Here is a 19,396-nt window from a genome sequence, read left to right as displayed (position 1 = left end):
TGCTGACAAACTTCGACGACACGAGCTCTGGTGGGGAGAATAGGCAGAAAATATTGTATCCGTGGCAAGGATGGTGCGGTTCGAGCCTAAATAGGTGCTTATTATGCGCGGGGAAAATGACGTCTTTACGATCTGCTGGTTTTTCACCGTGGCGGACAGGTTGTCATTAAACTCAGGGGCCGTTAAGCCCCTGGATAGCATGTTTAAATCAATTGATTTATTTAAATCACTAAGTCTATTTAAATTACTAGGTCTATTTAAATCAACAAATTAAATCGCTGTATTAGCCTTAACTCAGCGATTTAGATGGTAATACACTTCGTTCCAGCGGATTTCATTTTTAAATGCAGGAAGCGTCGTATCATTGTCGATCAACAGGAATTCAATACCGTGCATCTCGGCATACAGGCGCAATTCATCCACCCCGACGGCTTGAGAGAATACCGTGTGGTGCGCGCCACCGGCGATAATCCAAGCTTCAGCAGCCGTTGCCAGCGACGGCTGAGCTTGCCAGATAGCACGGGCTACCGGCAGTTTAGGTAAGGGGTGCGGCTGTTCGACAGTATCGACGACGTTGACCAATAAGCGGAAACGGTTCCCCATGTCAATTAAACTGGCATTCAGTGCCGGGCCTGCCGGTGTAGAGAAGATCAAGCGCGCCGGATCGGCTTTACCACCGATACCTAAGTGTTGTACATCCAGCAACGGTTTCTCTTCTTTGGCGATAGAGGGACACACTTCCAGCATATGAGAGCCAACCACTAAATCATTGCCTGGTTGGAAGTTATAGGTGTAATCCTCCATAAACGAGGTGCCACCTTTCAGGCCAGTGCCCATTACTTTCAGAATGCGCAGCAACGCGGCAGTCTTCCAGTCACCTTCACCGCCAAAACCGTAACCTTGTTGCATCAGTCGTTGTACTGCCAGCCCCGGTAACTGCTTCAGGCCATACAGATTTTCAAAGTTAGTGGTAAAGGCTTTAAAACCGCCTTGTTCTAGAAAACGCTTCATGCCTAATTCAATACGGGCCGCATCCAGCAAATTTTCACGTTTATTGCCGTTCAGTTTTACCGCATCAGTGAAGCGGTAAGTGGCTTCATACTCTTCAACCAAGGTATCAATATCACCTTTGCTAACGGCATCCACCACCGTGACTAAATCACCGATCCCATAGGCATTAACTGAGTAACCAAACTGGATTTGAGCAGCCACTTTATCACCGTCGGTTACTGCCACTTCGCGCATGTTGTCGCCAAAACGTGCCACTTTAAGCTGTTGGCTTTCTTGTTTGGCTGCCGCTACTCGCATCCATTGACCAATACGTTGATGCGCTGCTTTATCCTGCCAATGACCGGTTATCACGCTGTGTTGTTGGCGCATCCGCGCGCCGATAAAGCCAAACTCGCGGCCACCATGGGCGGTTTGGTTCAGGTTCATAAAGTCCATATCCATGGTTTCCCACGGGATCTGCGCATTAAACTGAGTGTGGAATTGCAATAAAGGTTTATTCAGAATACTCAAACCACCAATCCACATTTTGGCGGGAGAGAAGGTGTGTAACCACGTCATTACCCCGATACAGGCGGTATCATAGTTCGCCTCACGGCACAGTGCAGTTATCTCATCCGGTGTGGTCACCAACGGTTTTAGTACCAGTTTTATTGGCAAGCCCGCTTCACTATTCAGGCTGTTAACCACCTGATGGGCATTATCCATAACTTGTTGCAGGGTTTTCGGGCCATACAGGTTCTGGCTACCAATGACAAACCACACTTCTGATTGCTTGAATACGTCCATCTGATACTCCGTTTAATAAATTGTTATAAAAAATATATTTATAAATCAGTTTGATCGCCAAGATCAGTGTGTCGTCTCGGTCATTGGCGCAGGTGTATCGGTTACTGGCATATAGTGTGGTTCTGCTGACAGACACCACTGTTGATAGCGCTGATAAAGTTGCTGATAGCGAGCAACCTGGCTGGCGTCTGGTGTCAGAGTGCGCTCAATCTTACAGGCCATCTGACGCTGCGCAGCAGGGACATCGCGATATATTCCTGCGGCCACGGCGGCAAAAATTGCCGCTCCCAGCGCGCAACATTGATCAGAGGCAACAATTTGCAGTGGTCGATTCATCACGTCGGCACAAACTTGCATGATAACCGGTGATTTACGCGCAATACCGCCCAATGCCAACACGTTCTCAACCGGAATATCCTGCTGTTCAAAACACTCCATGATAGCGCGCGCACCAAAAGCGGTTGCTGCGATAAAACCACCAAATAGAGTAGGGGCATCGGTTCCCAAATTCAGATCGGTAATAACCCCTTTTAAACGTTGATTAGCATTCGGCGTACGGCGACCATTAAACCAATCCAATACCACTGGCAAGTGATCCAGTGAAGGGTTCTTTGCCCATTCAGCGGTGAGTGACGCGAGGAGGGTAGATTCAATCTGCTTTAACTGGGGTTGCAATTCGGGTTGTGCCAAGGCGGCCTGACGTAATGGCCAACTCAGTAAACGACTGAACCAGGCATACATGTCACCAAAAGCTGACTGACCTGCCTCCATACCAATCCAGCCGGGTACCACACTGCCTTCAACCTGACCGCAAATACCGGCAATGGCGCGCTCACCCACCAACTTGTCATCGGCAATCAGAATATCGCAAGTGGAGGTACCAATAACTTTGACCAAGGTATAAGGTTGAGCACCTGCGCCCACGGCACCCATATGGCAATCAAACGCGCCACCAGAGAGCACAACACCGGTCGGTAGCCCCAAACGCTCAGCCCATGCGGCAGTAATTAAACCCACCGGCCGTTCAGCCGTGTAGGTATCAGTAAACATAGGGTATGTAAGGTCGTCTACCAGACGGGTATCCAGTGCCGCCAGGAATTCACGCGGTGGCAATCCCCCCCATGATGGGTGCCATAAGCTTTTATGGCCCGCGCTGCATCGCCCCCGTTGAATATCCTGTGGGGCGGTGGTGCCGGATAACAGTGCCGGTACCCAATCACACAACTCAATCCACGACACCGCTGCATCACGCACGGCGGCATCGGCGCGTGTCACGTGCAGGATTTTTGCCCAGAACCATTCAGAAGAGTAGACACCGCCAATATAGCGGGAATAGTCGGCAAATTCGCCACTGCGACATAAGCGATTAATCTCTTCCGCTTCTTCTATAGCCGTATGGTCTTTCCACAGCACAAACATAGCATTGGGATTATCTGCAAATTCAGGGCGCAGTGCCAATACCTGTCCTTGCTCATCAATCGGCGCGGGTGTTGAGCCCGTGGAGTCAACACCAATCCCGACGATTTGGAGGCGCTGCTCTTCTGACAGGCGGCTGACGACCTGACGGATCGCCTGTTCCATGGCTTCTATATAGTCCAGTGGATGATGGCGAAACTGATTTTGTGCGGCCTGACAATAAAGGCCCTGCTGCCAGCGAGGGTAGTAGACAACTTCGGTATCGATCTCGGTGCCATGTTGACAATCTACCGCCAATACCCGGACGGAATCGCTGCCAAAATCTAATCCGAGCGCTATAGCTTTATTGGTTAATAAAGGACGGTCCGCCGATACAACGCTGGTTGTCATAGTGGTTGCTCCTAACATTTGCAGAAAACAGGAATTCATTGCCAATAACCATAGGAGTGAGTGACAGCAAGATGTGAGGAGCCGATGGCTGGAAGTATGTACTTTTCTGCTTCCTACAGTGTTTTTGTGATGTCAGTCAAAAGTTAGAGAGAGGTTAAATTTGCTGAATATATGGATAAATAAACTGTAATCCCTGGATGTGATAGCGCTCTACATTCTAAAGCATAATTAACGTTAAAACTGTCAGCGTCTTACCGGGTGTGGTGAGGTTAAGTGGCTTTCAATAAAGCATTCAACCGCACTAAAACTGAAAAATAACATTGATAACGTTTCCACTAAAAATCAGATGATTTGGGTGGTTGACGATTAAATAAACAAAAATCATCTCTTCCTACAAAAATAGTTCGGAGAACACTATGCATAAATTAACTAAGGCGCTGGCAGTCGTTGGGTTAGCGGCAGTTATGTCACATTCAGCTATTGCCGAAAGCATGAAGTTGGGTTTTCTGGTAAAGCAGCCTGAAGAACCTTGGTTCCAGACCGAATGGAAGTTTGCAGATAAAGCAGGGAAAGATTTAGGTTTTGAAGTGATAAAAATTGCAGTGCCCGATGGTGAGAAAACCTTGAATGCTATCGATAGCCTTGCCGCCAGTGGTGCGAAAGGCTTTGTTATCTGTACACCAGACCCGAAACTGGGGCCGGCCATCGAGGCGAAGGCGCGCAGTTATAACCTGAAAGTGATCGCAGTAGACGACCAATTTGTGAATGCCAAAGGCAAACCGATGGAAAGTGTTCCATTAGTCATGATGGCGGCGACCAAAATTGGTGAGCGTCAAGGACAGGAACTGTGGAAAGAGATGAGTAAACGCGGCTGGCAACCGGGTGAAACGGCGGTAATGGCGATCACTTCTGATGAACTGGACACGGCTCGCCGACGTACCAGTGGGTCAATGGACGCGCTGAAAGCCGCAGGGTTCCCAGAAAAGCAAATCTATAAAGTACCGACCAAATCCAATGATATCCCTGGGGCATTTGATGCCGCCAACTCCATGTTAGTCCAGCATCCTGAAGTAAAAAACTGGCTGATTGTCGGCATGAATGACAACACCGTGTTGGGTGGTGTCCGGGCGACAGAAGGTCAGGGCTTTAAAGCACCCAATGTGATTGGCATTGGTATCAATGGCGTTGATGCAGTCAGTGAACTGTCCAAAGGCCAGGCTACCGGTTTCTATGGCTCTCTGTTACCAAGCCCGGATATTCATGGTTATAAGAGTATCCAGATGCTGAATGACTGGGTGACCAAAGGTGTTGAACCACCGAAATTTACTGAAGTGACTGATGTGGTGCTGATCACCCGGGATAACTTCAAAGTCGAGTTAGAGAAGAAAGGCTTGATGTAATTCCGTTATACCCAACGTCATGGGCGTGGCGGCTAACCCTCTGGCCGCGTCAAATTCGAAGGGTATACAGACTATGGCGCACGGGGGCAGGCTACGGCTTGCCCCAATGGACCACACAGACGGGTGGTACCGTGCGACCCAAACTTTATAAGGAAGCCATCATGTCAGCACTCCATTCTGCGTTACAAGCCGAGCTGGAAGCCGAACAGTCACCTTATCTGGCTTTTTGTGGCATTGGAAAAAGTTTCCCCGGTGTTCAAGCGCTGGATGATATCAGTTTTACCTGTCAGGCCGGTCAAATCCATGCCCTGATGGGAGAGAATGGCGCGGGGAAATCAACCTTGTTGAAAATTCTCAGCGGTAACTACTCACCGACTCAGGGTGAAATTCACATTAAGGGCAAAGTGGTTAATTTTGCCAATACCACCGATGCGCTTGATGCCGGTGTCGCGATCATTTATCAGGAACTGCATTTGGTGCCGGAAATGACGGTGGCAGAAAATATCTATCTGGGCCAATTACCTACCAAGATGGGCATGGTTGATCGCAAATTATTGCGCTATGAATCCAGTTTGCAGCTCTCACATTTGGGGCTGGACATCTCCCCCGATACCCCACTGAAATATCTCTCCATCGGCCAATGGCAGATGGTGGAAATTGCCAAAGCGCTGGCCCGTAATGCCAAAATCATTGCTTTTGATGAGCCGACCAGTTCGCTCTCTGCCAGAGAGATAGAACAACTGTTCCGGGTGATCCGTGAATTACGCGCCGAAGGGCGGGTCATTTTGTATGTATCACACCGGATGGAAGAAATCTTTGCACTGAGTGATGCCATTACGGTGTTTAAAGATGGCCGGTATGTGCGCACGTTTGACGATATGACCCAGGTGAATAACGACTCGCTGGTACAAGCCATGGTTGGGCGCAATTTGGGTGATATTTATGGTTATCAGCCGCGTGAAATAGGGCCAGAGCGTCTTACATTGCAAGAGGTGAAGGCGATTGGGGTGAAATCGCCAATAAGCCTGACCGTCCATCAAGGGGAGATTGTTGGCCTGTTTGGTTTGGTGGGGGCGGGGCGCAGTGAATTACTGAAAGGGTTGTTTGGTGGCACCAGGCTTAGCAGTGGTCAGGTTTTGCTGGATGGCAAGCCACTGACGATTCGTTCACCCATCGATGCCATCACCGCCGGGATCATGTTATGCCCGGAAGACCGTAAAGCAGATGGCATTATTCCGGTTCATTCGGTACAGGACAATATCAATATCAGCGCACGGCGCAAAACACTGACGGCTGGCTGTTTGATCAACAACCGCTGGGAGCAGGAGAATGCGGCACTGCGTATTCAGTCTTTGAATATCAAAACACCCAGCCCTCAACAACTGATTATGAATTTGTCCGGCGGCAACCAGCAGAAAGCCATTTTGGGCCGTTGGTTATCCGAAGATATGAAAGTGATCCTGTTGGATGAGCCAACTCGAGGTATCGACGTTGGGGCTAAACATGAAATCTATAACGTGATTTATCAACTGGCGAAACAGGGTATTGCGGTGCTGTTTGCGTCCAGTGATTTGCCAGAAGTTCTTGGGCTGGCTGACCGAATCGTGGTGATGCGGGAAGGGGCAATCTCTGGTGAGTTAGACCACGGTTCTGCCACTGAAGAACAGGCGTTAAGTCTGGCGATGCTACGCACCCCGAATATTGCTACTGATGCCGCGCCTGCGGTTGCTTGATTGTGAAGGAGTTATCCATGTCCAGCGTTACTTTGAGTTCTGATAAGAAGAACCCGGCATCAACTGAGTTAAAAGGTGGAGCACACAATAGTCAGTCGCAACCACCACAAGATACACCCGCTAAAAGTGGACTAGGACTATCCCGTATTTGGGATAGCTATGGGATGTTGGTAGTTTTCGCGGTGGTATTTATTGGTTGTGTGATATTTGTGCCTAACTTTGGCTCCTTTATCAATATGAAAGGGTTGGGGTTGGCTATCTCGATGTCGGGGATGGTGGCCTGTGGCATGCTGTTTTGTCTGGCATCCGGCGATTTTGACTTATCCGTCGCCTCAGTCATTGCCTGTGCGGGGGTAACGACGGCAGTTGTTATCAATATGACCGAAAATATGTGGCTGGGGGTAGGCGCCGGTTTGTTACTGGGCGCGCTATGCGGGCTGATCAATGGTTTTGTGATTGCCAGATTGAAAATTAACGCCTTGATCACCACGTTGGCGACGATGCAGATTGTTCGCGGCCTGGCCTATATCATCTCTGATGGTAAAGCGGTGGGTATCGAGGATGAGCGTTTCTTCGCATTGGGTTACACCAATTGGCTCGGTTTGCCAGCTCCTATCTGGATTACTATTGCCTGTCTGGCCTTGTTTGGCTTCTTGTTAAACAAAACTACCTTTGGCCGCAATACCCTGGCTATCGGGGGCAACGAAGATGCGGCGCGCCTGGCGGGGGTGCCGGTAGTTCGCACTAAAATCATCATTTTTGTCTTATCGGGTTTGGTATCGGCGGCGGCTGGGATCATTTTGGCATCACGGATGACCAGTGGTCAGCCAATGACGTCGATTGGTTATGAGCTGATTGTTATCTCGGCCTGTGTGCTGGGGGGCGTGTCACTGAAAGGTGGGATTGGTAAGATTTCCTATGTTATCGCCGGTATCTTGATTCTGGGGACAGTGGAAAATGCCATGAACCTACTCAATATCTCTCCGTTCTCCCAATATGTGGTCCGTGGTTTGATCCTGCTGGCAGCGGTTATCTTCGACCGTTACAAACAGTTGGCTAAACGGACGGTATAAGTTGCACGGTGACAGAAAAGTCCATAAAAAGCCTATCTGGCTCACAGTTCTGTAATCACTATCGGGCAGCGTGAATTCTGCCCGATAAACTGAAATAAGCACATGTGTTTGCACGCCAATCAGATCAGGACTCCAAGGAGGCTAAATGTACCATCGAATGGTTCAGGAACCGCAACCCAATCCCTTGTTACCCGGCTATACCTTTAATGCCTATCTGGTAGCAGGATTAACCCCGATTCTGGCCGATGGACCACTCGATTTTTTTATCGATAGGCCAGGCGGCATGAAGGGCTATATCCTGAATCTGACCATTAAGGGGCAAGGTAAGATTTTTGACGGTGAGAATACCTTTTACAGCAATCCAGGTGATTTGCTGCTCTTTCCCCCTAAGGCATCACACTATTATGGTCGCTCACCGAACAGTGATTGTTGGTATCACCGTTGGGTCTATTTCCGGCCACGGGCATACTGGGCGGACTGGTTGGAGTGGCATAGCAAAACGCATGAAGTTGGGCGGTTATCTTTGCCTAACAACAACTTATTACTGGAATTTGATCGCCTGTTTGCCAATATTGAACAGACGCAAAAATCAGGACGGCGTTTTGGCGAAGAGTTGGGTATGAATCTACTTGAGCGCTTACTGCTGCGCGCAATGGAAGAAGATCCTCTTAGTCCACAACGCATTATGGACCCTCGAGTGATTGAAGCGTGCCAGTTTATTACCGGCAATTTGGCCGGTGAGCTGCGCATTGACGAAGTTGCACGTCATGTTTGCCTGTCTCCGTCACGTCTGGCACATCTGTTTCGTGAACAAGTTGGTATCAATATATTGCGTTGGCGTGAAGACCAGCGGGTTATTCGGGCTAAGTTATTACTGCAAACCACGCAAGAACCGATTGCCACTATTGGTCGCGTGGTGGGTTACGACGATCAACTCTATTTCTCCCGCGTTTTTCGTAAGCGTGTTGGTGTTAGCCCCAGTGATTTCAGGCGTCGTAGCATTGAAACCAATTACCCGCAACGCAGCCTCCGACAGCCAGAATGGCGGGATAATGCTGAGGCCATAGTGCGAATTTAGTCTCGCCACTGACATTCAGCCAAAAATTACCTCTTGTCGCGGGAATCATCATGGTGTCAAATCGATTGATCGACTGATATCAATTGGCAAATATGCTGCGCGAGAGGAAATATAATGGCTGAAAAAATCAAAGTGGGTTTACTGGGCTATGGTTATGCCAGCAAAACGTTCCATGTGCCGCTGATTATGGGCACTCCGGGGCTAGAGCTGGCAGGGGTTTCCAGTAGTGATGCCAGTAAAGTACATGCTGACTGGCCGACAATGACGGTGGTTTCTGACCCCAAAACGTTATTTGATGATCCTTCAATCGATCTTATCGTGATTCCAACCCCGAATGACACTCACTTCCCGCTGGCTCAGCAAGCACTGGCTGCCGGTAAACATGTGGTGGTGGATAAACCGTTTACCGTGACACTGTCACAAGCAAATGAATTGAAGAAACAAGCAGATGAGGCCCACTTATTGCTTTCAGTGTTCCATAATCGCCGTTGGGACAGTGATTTCCTGACGCTGAAAACACTGCTGGCTGAAGGCTCACTGGGGAATGTTGTCTATTTCGAATCTCATTTTGACCGCTATCGCCCGGAGATCCGCCAGCGTTGGCGTGAACAAGCCGGTGCGGGCAGTGGCATTTGGTACGATTTAGGCCCACATCTGTTGGATCAGGCGCTACAACTGTTTGGTTTGCCACAGACGCTAAATGTTGATTTAGGGATGCTGCGCCCCGGTGCGCAATCTGTTGATTATTTCCACGCGGTTCTTAGTTATCCGGGGCAACGGGTAGTGTTACACGGTACGGTGTTAGCCGCAGCAGAAACTGCTCGTTATATCGTGCACGGCATGCAGGGGAGTTACATTAAATTTGGTCTGGACCCACAAGAGGACAGGCTGAAAGCGGGTGAACGTTTGCCACAGGCAGATTGGGGCTACGATATGCGCGATGGAGTAGTGACACTGTCACATGATGGCATCCTCGCTGAGAAACCACTACTGACGTTGCCGGGTAATTATCCTGCTTATTATGCGGGGATCCGTGATGCCATTTTAGGTACTGCTGCCAACCCAGTACCCGCCTCGGAAGCGATAAAAGTAATGGAATTAATTGAACTGGGCATTGCCTCTGATCAACAGAAAAAAACGCTGCCGGTATCGCCAGCAAGTTGATTTTGCAGCCAAATACGCTTATTTGATAGAAACGATAGCCAAAGTCACTGGCGTTGTAGGTAGGCTGCCAGCAGATTTGAACACTACTGGCAGCGGTCTCACCGAGGCAAGGCCTAAGGATGGGCTGCACAACGCAAACAGCTCCCCCCTCTGCAACGTCAAGAACCAAGGTTATATTGAAGGAATACAGTGGCATGTCATGGTTACAACGCTTACGGATAGATAAATTTTTATTAGTGCTGATTCTGGTCGTTATTATTGCTTCTATTTTCCCTTGTGAAGGGGAAGTTAAGGTGTGGTTCGAACACCTGACGACCGCGGCCATTGCATTATTATTCTTTATGCACGGTGCCAAGTTATCCCGCGCCGCCATAGTTTCAGGCATGGGGCATTGGAAACTGCATCTGGTGGTGTTTCTCAGCACCTTTGCCTTATTCCCGCTGTTAGGGTTGGGAATGAATGTGTTGGTACCTGGCGTGTTAACACCAACACTGTATCTGGGTTTCCTCTATTTGTGCGCGTTACCTGCCACGGTTCAGTCAGCTATTGCCTATACCTCCGTCGCGGGAGGTAACGTGGCGGCGGCAATTTGTAGCGCCTCGGCATCCAGTATTTTGGGGGTTTTCCTGTCACCGCTGCTGGTGGGCATGTTGATGCATACCCAAGGGGGTGATACCGACACGTTGCATGCGATAGGTTCTATTATCATGCAACTGATGGTGCCATTCATTGTTGGGCATTTATCGCGCCCACTGATAGCTAAATGGGTTGAGCGCCATAAAAAACTGGTTAATATCACTGACCGGTCATCCATTCTATTAGTGGTGTATGTCGCGTTCAGTGAAGCCGTGGTGCAGGGGATTTGGCATCAAATTGATGGTTGGTCACTGCTGGCAATTCTGGTCTGTTCGATGGTGCTATTGACACTGGTATTAGTCATTAACACCATGGCAGCCCGCTGGCTGGGCTTCAATACTGCCGATGAAATCACCATTGTGTTTTGCGGATCGAAGAAGAGCCTCGCCAATGGTATCCCGATGGCTAACGTGTTGTTTCCCGCCTCAGTAGTCGGTGTGATGGTATTACCCTTGATGATATTCCATCAGGTTCAATTGATGGTATGTGCCGTCCTGGCACAGCGTTACGCGAAACGCGTCGCCAGAGAGCATGCCGAGGCGACTGAATCTTTGGCGACGGCGGCGCGGGCAGAAACTAAGTAGCCGGTTGCGATCTGCAATAAAAAACGCCGCTACTTCTATGAAATACCGGCGTTTTTAGTTAATTCCTGACCGATTTAGCCACGGATTTTATCGCGCAGTGCCTGTTTTTCCTGCTCGGTGATAAATGCCATCGTCAGGCCATTTTGTTGTGCCTGGCGGATTTCTTGCGCTGTTAGGCCAGCAGCAGGTGCGGCAATGTGATATTCATTAGCAATTTCAATCCCTTGTACCGCAGGGTCATCGGTGTTGATCGATGCCATTACGCCATGGCGCAGGAAGGTTGCCAGCGGGTGAGTGGCTAACGAAGAGACGGTACTGGTCTGAATATTAGAGGTCAGGCAGGATTCGATCCCAATGTTGTGTTCAGCCAAATAATCCATCAATTTGCTATCTTCAATGGCTTTCACACCGTGACCAATACGTTCAGCACCTAACTCACGGATAGCTTGCCAGATACTTTCTGGGCCAGCGGCTTCACCGGCATGGACGGTAATACGCAGGCCCGCATCGCGTGCGCGATTAAAGTGACTGCGGAACAAACCGCCAGGGAAGCCCAGTTCGTCACCGGCCAGATCCAACGCAGTAATCCCCTCGCGATGTGCCAGTAAACCATCAAGTTCTTGCAAACAAGCTTGTTCACCAAAAGTGCGGCTGAGGATCCCAATCAGGCGGATATCAATATCAAAATCACGACAACCGGACTGCACCCCATCAATGACGGCCTCGACCACACCGGCGACCGGCAATTGGTGTTTCATTGCCATATAGAAGGGTGAAAAGCGCAGTTCGGCATAATGCAAACCGGCATTAGCGGCATCTTCGACATTCTCGTAGGCCACACGGCGGCAAGCATCAAGTGAGGCCAACACCGCAACCCCCCAATCCAGCTTTTGCAGGAAGCTGACTAGATCTGGCTCAGTTTTAGTGATTTGCACATGCGGGCGCAGTTCGGCTAGTTCATCAGCCGGCAGGGCCAGATTAAATTGGCGACCCAGGTCCAAAATAGTTTGCGCACGGATATTGCCATCAAGGTGGCGGTGAATGTCGGTCAGGGGGAGGCGGGGATCAATCATGCTGTGCACTCACTTTTTATCAGAAGTAGATTCTTGTAGGTAAAGTGCAGAACATTATAAAAACAAATGAATGAAAATATCCACTGCGTTGCATAAAAAAGTGACATAAATCACGAATTGGCATGGGCGGACAATATCGCCCTCCCATGACGCCGGCTTTAATTTCAACTATTTATTGCGATTCAACTGCGACCAATCTTTTCTCGGTTCGCACTACCAGCAGATAAGTGAGGATAAATGACAGGCCGAGCGACAAGGTGACACCTAATAGGATGTAGATAAAGTAAGGGCCAATATAGGCCGGTAAGCTGAATATACTTGATAAAATATAGCCGTACAGCCTTACGCCGAAAAAGGCGATAAATGCAGAGGCAATCGAGCTGCTTATCGTCGTGGCAATAAAGGCTTTTTTGTATTTGGTTAGCACCCCAAACAGTGCGGGTTCTGTAATGCCCAATAAGCCAGAAACGGCGGCAGACAGCACCACGGTTTTTTCTTGCCGGGTTTTGACATGGAAATAGATAGCAAATGTTGAACCCGCAATGGCCATGTTTGCCATAAACATCATTGGCATTAACATATCAAAACCTTTGTCGGTAAAGTTTTGCAATGCAATGGGGGTCATGGCGTGATGCATTCCGGTAAGAATAGCAATCGGGCGAATGGCACCGACGATAAAACCAGCAAATACCGATGAGATATCAAATAATCCCTGAATACCGAATGCCAGCAGTTTGCCTAAATAAATGCCGGCCGGGCCGATAAACGTCAATGAAACCAATGCGGTGATAAAAAGGGTTAGTGTCGGGGTAAATACTGTTTTCAGCACATCGGGCATAATTTTATCGACCCAACGGTGAATATAACTCAGCGCCAGAATTGAGAAAATAACGGGGATAACACTGGCAGAATAGTTAAATACCGATACCGGCACGATATCCATAAAATAGATGACACTCACCGCGCCCGGGGTATGAGTGGCCAGCGCTTTGGCGGCATCAATGAGTGTGGGATACATCAGGCAGGCTGCCACCGCCGCTGCCAGATATTCATTAGTTTTAAATATCTTAGCCGCAGAAACGGCAAGGAAGAACGGCAGGAAATAGAATACCCCGCTGGCAATTAAATCGATAATCATCACGGTGTCGCTTTTGGCTGAGATGATTTTTAAGGCGATCAACCCTGCCAGTAAGCCTTTAATCATCCCCGCCCCGGCAATCGCCGGAACGATAGGGCCGAATACCCCAGAAACGGTATCCATAAACAGTGAAACCAGACTTTTCCGTGCTTTAGGTGTTATTGCCGTAGTCGCGCTTGAGGGAACATTCTCATCAGGTGACATATTATCAACAATATCTTGATACCAGGCATTTACCTGTGGGCCGATAATGATTTGTACTTGATCACTTTGATTTTGCGCACCTAATACACCGGGTAATTGTTTGATTTTCTGCCATTCGACTTTACTATCATCAATTAAATCAAAACGCAGCCGTGTCATACAATGCCAGACTTTATTTATATTATCCTGACCACCGACCAGTTTAATTATTAACTGACATACCTCAGTCCTTCCCATAAAACCCTCGCACCTGAGCCATTATTTTTATTCACTGTGAATGATAATAAGTTTACTGAAAGTTAAAAACAAACCAATAAATCATGGGTTACATCACATTATTCGATGGTTAGGGTGTTCTTAGATGCTTTTTCTATTAATTGGTATGGTTTTTTTCGCTAATTTGCGTAATTCACGAACCAAAAAAAACATTTAAATTTTAGGTTTACAAGGTCAGTGTAAATAAGGTGAAATTAGCGAATACGTCATACGAATTTATTTATTCATGCATCATTGGTTGCCACGTTGAAGAGTCGCAATCTGAGTGTTGTAAAGGAGCATTGCATGCAACCCACGTTGATAACTGGCATTGAATGTCAGATAACCCGGCCCGATCGCCATAATTTAGTTGTGGTTAAGATTGAAACTAATAAAGGGATTGTTGGCCTGGGTTGCGCCACATTTCAGCAGCGCCCCCTTGCCGTTAAAGTGATGGTGGATGAATATCTCCGGCCACTATTACTGGGGCGTGACGCTAATAATATTGAAGATTTGTGGCAGATGATGATGGTCAATGCCTATTGGCGCAATGGGCCGGTGATCAATAACGCGATTGCCGGGATTGATATGGCATTATGGGATATTAAAGGCAAGCTGGCGGATATGCCGCTCTACCAACTGTTTGGTGGCAAATCTAAAGATGCCATTGCCACCTATAGTCATGCCGCCAGTGACTCACTGGATGGGTTGTATGTTGAGGTGGATAACTTGCTGGCGCAAGGTTATCGGCATATCCGCTGCCAGCTGGGGTTCTATGGGGGGAATGCTCAGGATCTGCATGCGACCCGCCAGCCAACAATCGGCGCATACTACGATCAAGACCAATATATGGATAACACGTTGGCGATGTTTAAAGCGCTACGCGAAAAATACGGCAATCAATTCCATATTTTACATGATGTGCATGAGCGCTTATTCCCACAACAAGCGGTTCAATTCGCCAAGCAGTTAGAAGCTTATCGCCCTTATTATATTGAAGATATTTTGCCGCCGAATCAGAACGAATGGCTGGAACAGATCCGTAATCAAACCGCGGTACCACTTGCTACGGGTGAATTATTTAACAATCCGGCAGAGTGGAAAGACTTGATAATCAATCGCCGGATCGACTTCCTGCGTTGTCATGTATCACAGATTGGCGGAATTACCCCGGCATTAAAACTTGGCAGCTTCTGTCAGAGTTTTGGGGTTCGCCTGGCATGGCATTGCCCGCCAGATATGACACCGATTGGTGCTGCGGTTAACACCCATTTAAATATCTATTTGCACAATGCAGCAATTCAGGAGTTCGTGGCCTATCCGGCGAATACCCTGAGTGTATTTCCGGGCGCCGTTCAGCCGACAGAAGGCTATTTGTATCCAATTGAACAGGCGGGGATAGGTGTTGATTTTGATACTCGTTTAGCCGATGAATTCCCGGTTGTTTATCGGCCTCATGAATGGACACAAAGCCGTTTGCCTAACGGAACAATTCATACACCATAGTGGGTCTGAGCTGATTCAGCTCTGGCGGAACTTCAGGTTATCCTGATTAAACGGAATAATATAGGTGCAGGAATAGTCGATATCCACGATATCACTGAATGTGTATACGCGGCCATCCTGCAAAATGCCTCGGTTCAGGATATGCATGGCGGCAATACCTTTTTTGCATCCAAGCAGTTCAGCTTGTTCTTTATTGATATTAATCGCCTGATAATGGGTTAATGCATGGGACAGGCGATAGCCTTTGCTGAGAATATATTGCTGTATCGAGCTTTCAATGACTTTTTGGTTCAAATCAGGGAAAGCGGAGACTGGCATGCGCGAATTTTCGATTTGAACCTTACGATTATCAATGTAACGCAAACGTGAGAATGCCCAGATAAAATCATCCGCGCTAAGGTTAAAGATCTGTTGTTCTTCATTATCAGGGCGGCGTTTATGCAGATTAATTAAACGAAAACTGATTTGGTTAAATTTCTTTTCGGTAATTGAATTGTATACCAGTGGGTTATTACCCACGCCGGGATTAATGAAGATCCCTGCACCTTGCACCATATGCACGGCACCAATGGCTGCCAGCTTCTCTAACGCTTTGCGTATGGTAAAACGTGACACGCCATATTCCTCTGCTAACTGGCGTTCCGGCGGCAATTTCTCAGGTAATCTCTCGCCAGACTGATACATTTTACTCAGCAAGTCCTGAGCAATAAATTCTTTCTTTTTCATTTGGTTGTCCAGCACAGATAAACCTAGCCGCGTGATAGTAGTATATCGATTATTGACGTTATCGGCAGCGGGAAAGATGAGATGGGGAGGGAGAGAAACGCCACTCAAGGCATCAAGTGGCGTAATACACGATGCTGTTTTACTTAACTGCCGTTATTGCCCTGCAAAAAACGAATAGCGTTAATCAGCTTATCCATACCGGCTTCGACCTTGCTGCGGGAACAGCCTACATTCAGACGTAAAAAGCCACGCCCCTCTTCGCCATAGGTAAAACCGGGCATAATGGCGACTTTCTCTTTCTCAATCAGCACCTCTTGCAACTGATGGTCATCAATGTTCAAGGGGCGTAGGTCTATCCATGCCAGATAGGTTGCTTGCGGTGGCTGCCAGTTTAATGCCGGGAACGCCACATTAAGGCGCTGTGCCACATAAACCAGATTGGCTTGCAAATAACTGCGTAGCTCATCCAACCATGGTTGCGCCTGCTGGTAAGCCGCAATGTGCGCCACAATGGCCAGTACCGCCGGAGAGGATAGTCCATCACGGCCTTTCAACATTTGAGTGTAGATATCACGGGTTTCACTGTCACTGATAAAACCGTATGCACCGGTTAAGGCGGGGATATTGAATGTTTTGGAACCCGAGGTCAGCAGTGCCCACGGAGTCTGACCTACCTCACTCCAAGGGGTATGCACCTGATTGCCCCAGGTCATATCCATATGGATCTCATCGCTGATAACGCGGACCTGATGGCGTTCACACAGTTCGGCCATTTGCGCCAGCTCCTGTGGTGTCCAGACTTTCCCTGTTGGATTATGCGGACTACACAACAGCAGCACTTTCGTCTGTGGCCGCGCCAACAGTGCCTCCAGATGTGCCATATCACATTGCCACTGGTTATCTACTTTGTGCAGCGGGCAGCTAAGTAGCTGGCGCTGATTACCGAGAATGACTTTATAGAAGGCGTCATAGGCAGGGGTGTGGGTAACGACGAAATCACCGGGCGCAGACCAACAGCGGATTAGCTGAGCGACCATATAGATAACTGACGGGCCGTAGACCGCCATTGAGGTATCGATATGGCAATGAAACCGTTGCAGATACCAATGACGAATTGCACCAAGGAAATCTTCATGCTGCCAGCGGCTATAGCCCAACACACCGTGGGCTATCCGCTGATTCAGCGCTTGCAGAATCACCGGTGCGGTAGGGAAGTCCATATCAGAAATGGTAAAAGGCAACAGGTCAGCAGCACCAAAACGGTCGGCAATATAATCCCATTGGGTACACCAAGTGCCGTGACGATCGACAGGCGTGGAGAAATCAAACATCAGCATCTCGCTTATCAAATATACCCTTGGTCCTTGAAGTTGCGGGGAGTTTCGGCACCTGTTACTCGGCCCATCCCTGGACCTCAGGCGAGGCCGCTGCAAATCACGCTCAAATCGATTCCCGACCGATTTTTCATTTGCTGTGGCCTACCTGCAACGCCAATAACCTTGGGTATAATTTTTCATGTAACTGGTATTTAGGTAACGGCGCTTAGCGAATTACCGTCCTAAGGCGTCGCAAACTGAGTACTGCTTATCAGTGAGTCTAATTCATCTTTCACCGATTGCACTTGTGGACCAATAACAACTTGCAGATTATGGTCATTCAGTTGAATAACGCCAATGGCGCGGTTGGCTTTTAACGCCTCTTTATCCACCAAACTCATATCTTTAACTGACATCCGCAAACGGGTAATACAGTTATCCAGCGAGACAATGTTATCTGCACCACCCAGCGCATGAAGAATAGCAGGGGAGTTATAACCGGATTTACCGGTTGCAGCGCCATAAGTGGCTTTTTCTGCATTGCTGCTAGCGGTGGTTTCGCTTTCGCGGCCTGGTGTTTTGATATTGAAGTGCTGAATAGCAAAACGGAAAATCATGTAGTACGCCACGAACCAGATCCCGGCAACCACTGGCACCCAATACCATTTAGTCGCAGTGCCATGCAGAATACCAAATACCACGAAATCAATGATATTACCGTCGGTATTACCAATGGTGACACCCAGCAACGCCATCACAGTAAAGCCCAAACCGGTCAGGATCGCATGGATCAAATACAGGAACGGTGCTACAAACAGGAACAGGAATTCAATCGGTTCGGTGGTACCGCCAATCACACAAGCCACAACACCGGAAATCAACAACCCTTTAATTTTATGTCGGTTTTCAGGCTTGGCACAGTGATACATGGCTAGCGCAGCACCCGGCAGGCCACCGAGGAAGGCGGGCATTTTGCCTTGAGACAGGAAGCGAGTCGCACTTTCTGAGAAGCCGGTGGTGGTTGGACAAGATAACTGAGCCTGGAATATTGTCAGTGCACCACTCACGCTATGACCACAAACATCCATGGTTCCGCCCGCTTCAGTAAAGCGGATCAATGCCACCAAAATATGGTGCAGGCCAAACGGCAGCAATAGACGTTCGCCACTGCCGAAAATCATCGGCCCGAACATGCCGGCACCGTTAATCAGGCGACCCAGACCGGTGATACCGGCGGCGAAAAATGGCCAGATCAGCGGGATCAACAACCCCACCAGCCCGAGCACTACCGTCGTCACTATCGGCACAAAGCGAGTACCGCCAAAGAAGGCTAATGCATCAGGTAAGCGAATGGTGTTGAAGCGTTCATGCAGTAAATAAACAATGACCCCGACAATCACCGCCCCCAGAATCCCAGTGTCGATCGACTGAATACCTAAAATATTTTGAATGTTATGGGTTTTCAGGACTAATGGATCGGTGGTTGGCAACACACCGCTGGTGGTGAGGTAAAAGTTGGTCGCCAGATTCAGCACGGCAAAGCCGACGAAACCAGAGAAGGCGGCTACACCCTTATTTTCGCGCGCCATACCCAGCGGGATAGCAATGGCAAACATTACGGGCAGGAAACTAAAGGCAAATGAACCCACCTTGCTCATCCAGGTAAATAGTAGCTGGAAGGCAGGATGACCAATTACCGGTAATAGGGTGATGACATCTTTACTGCTGAGTGAACTGCCGATACCCAGCATGATCCCACAGAAGGAGAGCAAGGCGACCGGCAGCATGAAGGTTTTCCCTAAACTCTGGAAAAACTCCCACAGCGTAATTTTTTGTTTTTTTACCGCTGACATAGTGACTCCTGTTTTTCAAAACGCCTGATGTTAAAAATGTCTGCTCTAACCACC

Annotated in this window: 14 protein-coding genes; 7 read left to right on the top strand and 7 right to left on the bottom strand. The window is 48.6% G+C overall.

All coding sequences use genetic code 11. From position 1 onward, the window contains the following. Positions 1-294 precede the first annotated feature (294 nt). Together araA and V1953_RS10265 are read right to left on the bottom strand one after the other, a co-directional pair. Positions 295-1,797: an L-arabinose isomerase gene (araA, locus tag V1953_RS10270; protein WP_083158873.1), complete on the bottom strand. Its 1,503-nt coding sequence runs from the start codon at positions 1,795-1,797 to the stop codon at positions 295-297. A gap of 63 nt (positions 1,798-1,860) precedes the next feature. Then, positions 1,861-3,603, bottom strand: coding sequence for a ribulokinase (locus tag V1953_RS10265; RefSeq protein ID WP_102970412.1), 1,743 nt, complete (start codon positions 3,601-3,603; stop codon positions 1,861-1,863). Positions 3,604-4,019: 416 nt separating this feature from the next. Here V1953_RS10265 and V1953_RS10260 point away from each other — a divergent pair, with 416 nt between their 5' ends. The 6 genes from V1953_RS10260 to V1953_RS10235 all read left to right on the top strand — a co-directional run bounded on the left by V1953_RS10260 (position 4,020) and on the right by V1953_RS10235 (position 11,271). Next, positions 4,020-5,003, top strand: a complete 984-nt coding sequence (locus tag V1953_RS10260) for an arabinose ABC transporter substrate-binding protein (protein ID WP_083158872.1) — start codon at positions 4,020-4,022, stop codon at positions 5,001-5,003. A 161-nt stretch (positions 5,004-5,164) separates the two neighbouring features. Next, entirely contained in the window at positions 5,165-6,736 is a 1,572-nt protein-coding gene (gene araG, locus V1953_RS10255) for an L-arabinose ABC transporter ATP-binding protein AraG (protein WP_102970411.1), read from the top strand. A 17-nt stretch (positions 6,737-6,753) separates the two neighbouring features. Next, a complete protein-coding gene (gene araH, locus V1953_RS10250) occupies positions 6,754-7,809 on the top strand; it encodes an L-arabinose ABC transporter permease AraH (protein ID WP_102970410.1) in 1,056 nt (351 codons plus the stop codon). A 145-nt stretch (positions 7,810-7,954) separates the two neighbouring features. Next, positions 7,955-8,887: an arabinose operon transcriptional regulator AraC gene (gene araC / locus V1953_RS10245; RefSeq protein WP_083158871.1), complete on the top strand. Its 933-nt coding sequence runs from the start codon at positions 7,955-7,957 to the stop codon at positions 8,885-8,887. A 114-nt stretch (positions 8,888-9,001) separates the two neighbouring features. Further along, the gene (locus V1953_RS10240) at positions 9,002-10,051 is read left to right on the top strand and encodes an oxidoreductase (protein ID WP_442850874.1); all 1,050 of its coding nucleotides are present in this window, start codon (positions 9,002-9,004) and stop codon (positions 10,049-10,051) included. A 194-nt stretch (positions 10,052-10,245) separates the two neighbouring features. After that, complete coding sequence (locus tag V1953_RS10235) at positions 10,246-11,271, top strand: bile acid:sodium symporter family protein (RefSeq protein WP_083158869.1); 1,026 nt, start codon at positions 10,246-10,248, stop codon at positions 11,269-11,271. A gap of 74 nt (positions 11,272-11,345) precedes the next feature. Here V1953_RS10235 and add read toward each other — a convergent pair whose 3' ends face one another. Together add and V1953_RS10225 are read right to left on the bottom strand one after the other, a co-directional pair. Continuing rightward, a complete protein-coding gene (gene add / locus V1953_RS10230; RefSeq protein ID WP_083158868.1) occupies positions 11,346-12,344 on the bottom strand; it encodes an adenosine deaminase in 999 nt (332 codons plus the stop codon). A 172-nt stretch (positions 12,345-12,516) separates the two neighbouring features. Next, complete coding sequence (locus V1953_RS10225) at positions 12,517-13,923, bottom strand: PTS transporter subunit EIIC (protein ID WP_083158867.1); 1,407 nt, start codon at positions 13,921-13,923, stop codon at positions 12,517-12,519. Positions 13,924-14,247: 324 nt separating this feature from the next. Between V1953_RS10225 and V1953_RS10220 the strand changes: the two genes are divergently transcribed. After that, positions 14,248-15,447 (top strand): enolase C-terminal domain-like protein, encoded by a 1,200-nt coding sequence (locus V1953_RS10220; RefSeq protein ID WP_083158866.1) that lies wholly within the window; start codon positions 14,248-14,250, stop codon positions 15,445-15,447. Between the two features lie 15 nt (positions 15,448-15,462). Here V1953_RS10220 and V1953_RS10215 read toward each other — a convergent pair whose 3' ends face one another. From V1953_RS10215 to malX, 3 genes are all read right to left on the bottom strand, one after another. Further along, entirely contained in the window at positions 15,463-16,173 is a 711-nt protein-coding gene (locus tag V1953_RS10215; RefSeq protein WP_442850873.1) for a GntR family transcriptional regulator, read from the bottom strand. A 143-nt stretch (positions 16,174-16,316) separates the two neighbouring features. Continuing rightward, complete coding sequence (locus V1953_RS10210; protein WP_193784660.1) at positions 16,317-17,504, bottom strand: MalY/PatB family protein; 1,188 nt, start codon at positions 17,502-17,504, stop codon at positions 16,317-16,319. Positions 17,505-17,731: 227 nt separating this feature from the next. Next, on the bottom strand, positions 17,732-19,342 hold the full coding sequence (gene malX / locus V1953_RS10205) for a maltose/glucose-specific PTS transporter subunit IIBC (protein WP_083158863.1): 1,611 nt from the start codon (positions 19,340-19,342) through the stop codon (positions 17,732-17,734). Positions 19,343-19,396 lie beyond the last annotated feature (54 nt).

The organism is Yersinia sp. 2541 StPb PI (assembly GCF_052217145.1).
GTDB classification, from domain to species: Bacteria; Pseudomonadota; Gammaproteobacteria; order Enterobacterales; family Enterobacteriaceae; genus Yersinia; species Yersinia enterocolitica_E.
The sequence above is the reverse complement of the archived record's forward strand: the minus strand, read 5'-3'. Positions and strand labels throughout refer to the sequence as shown.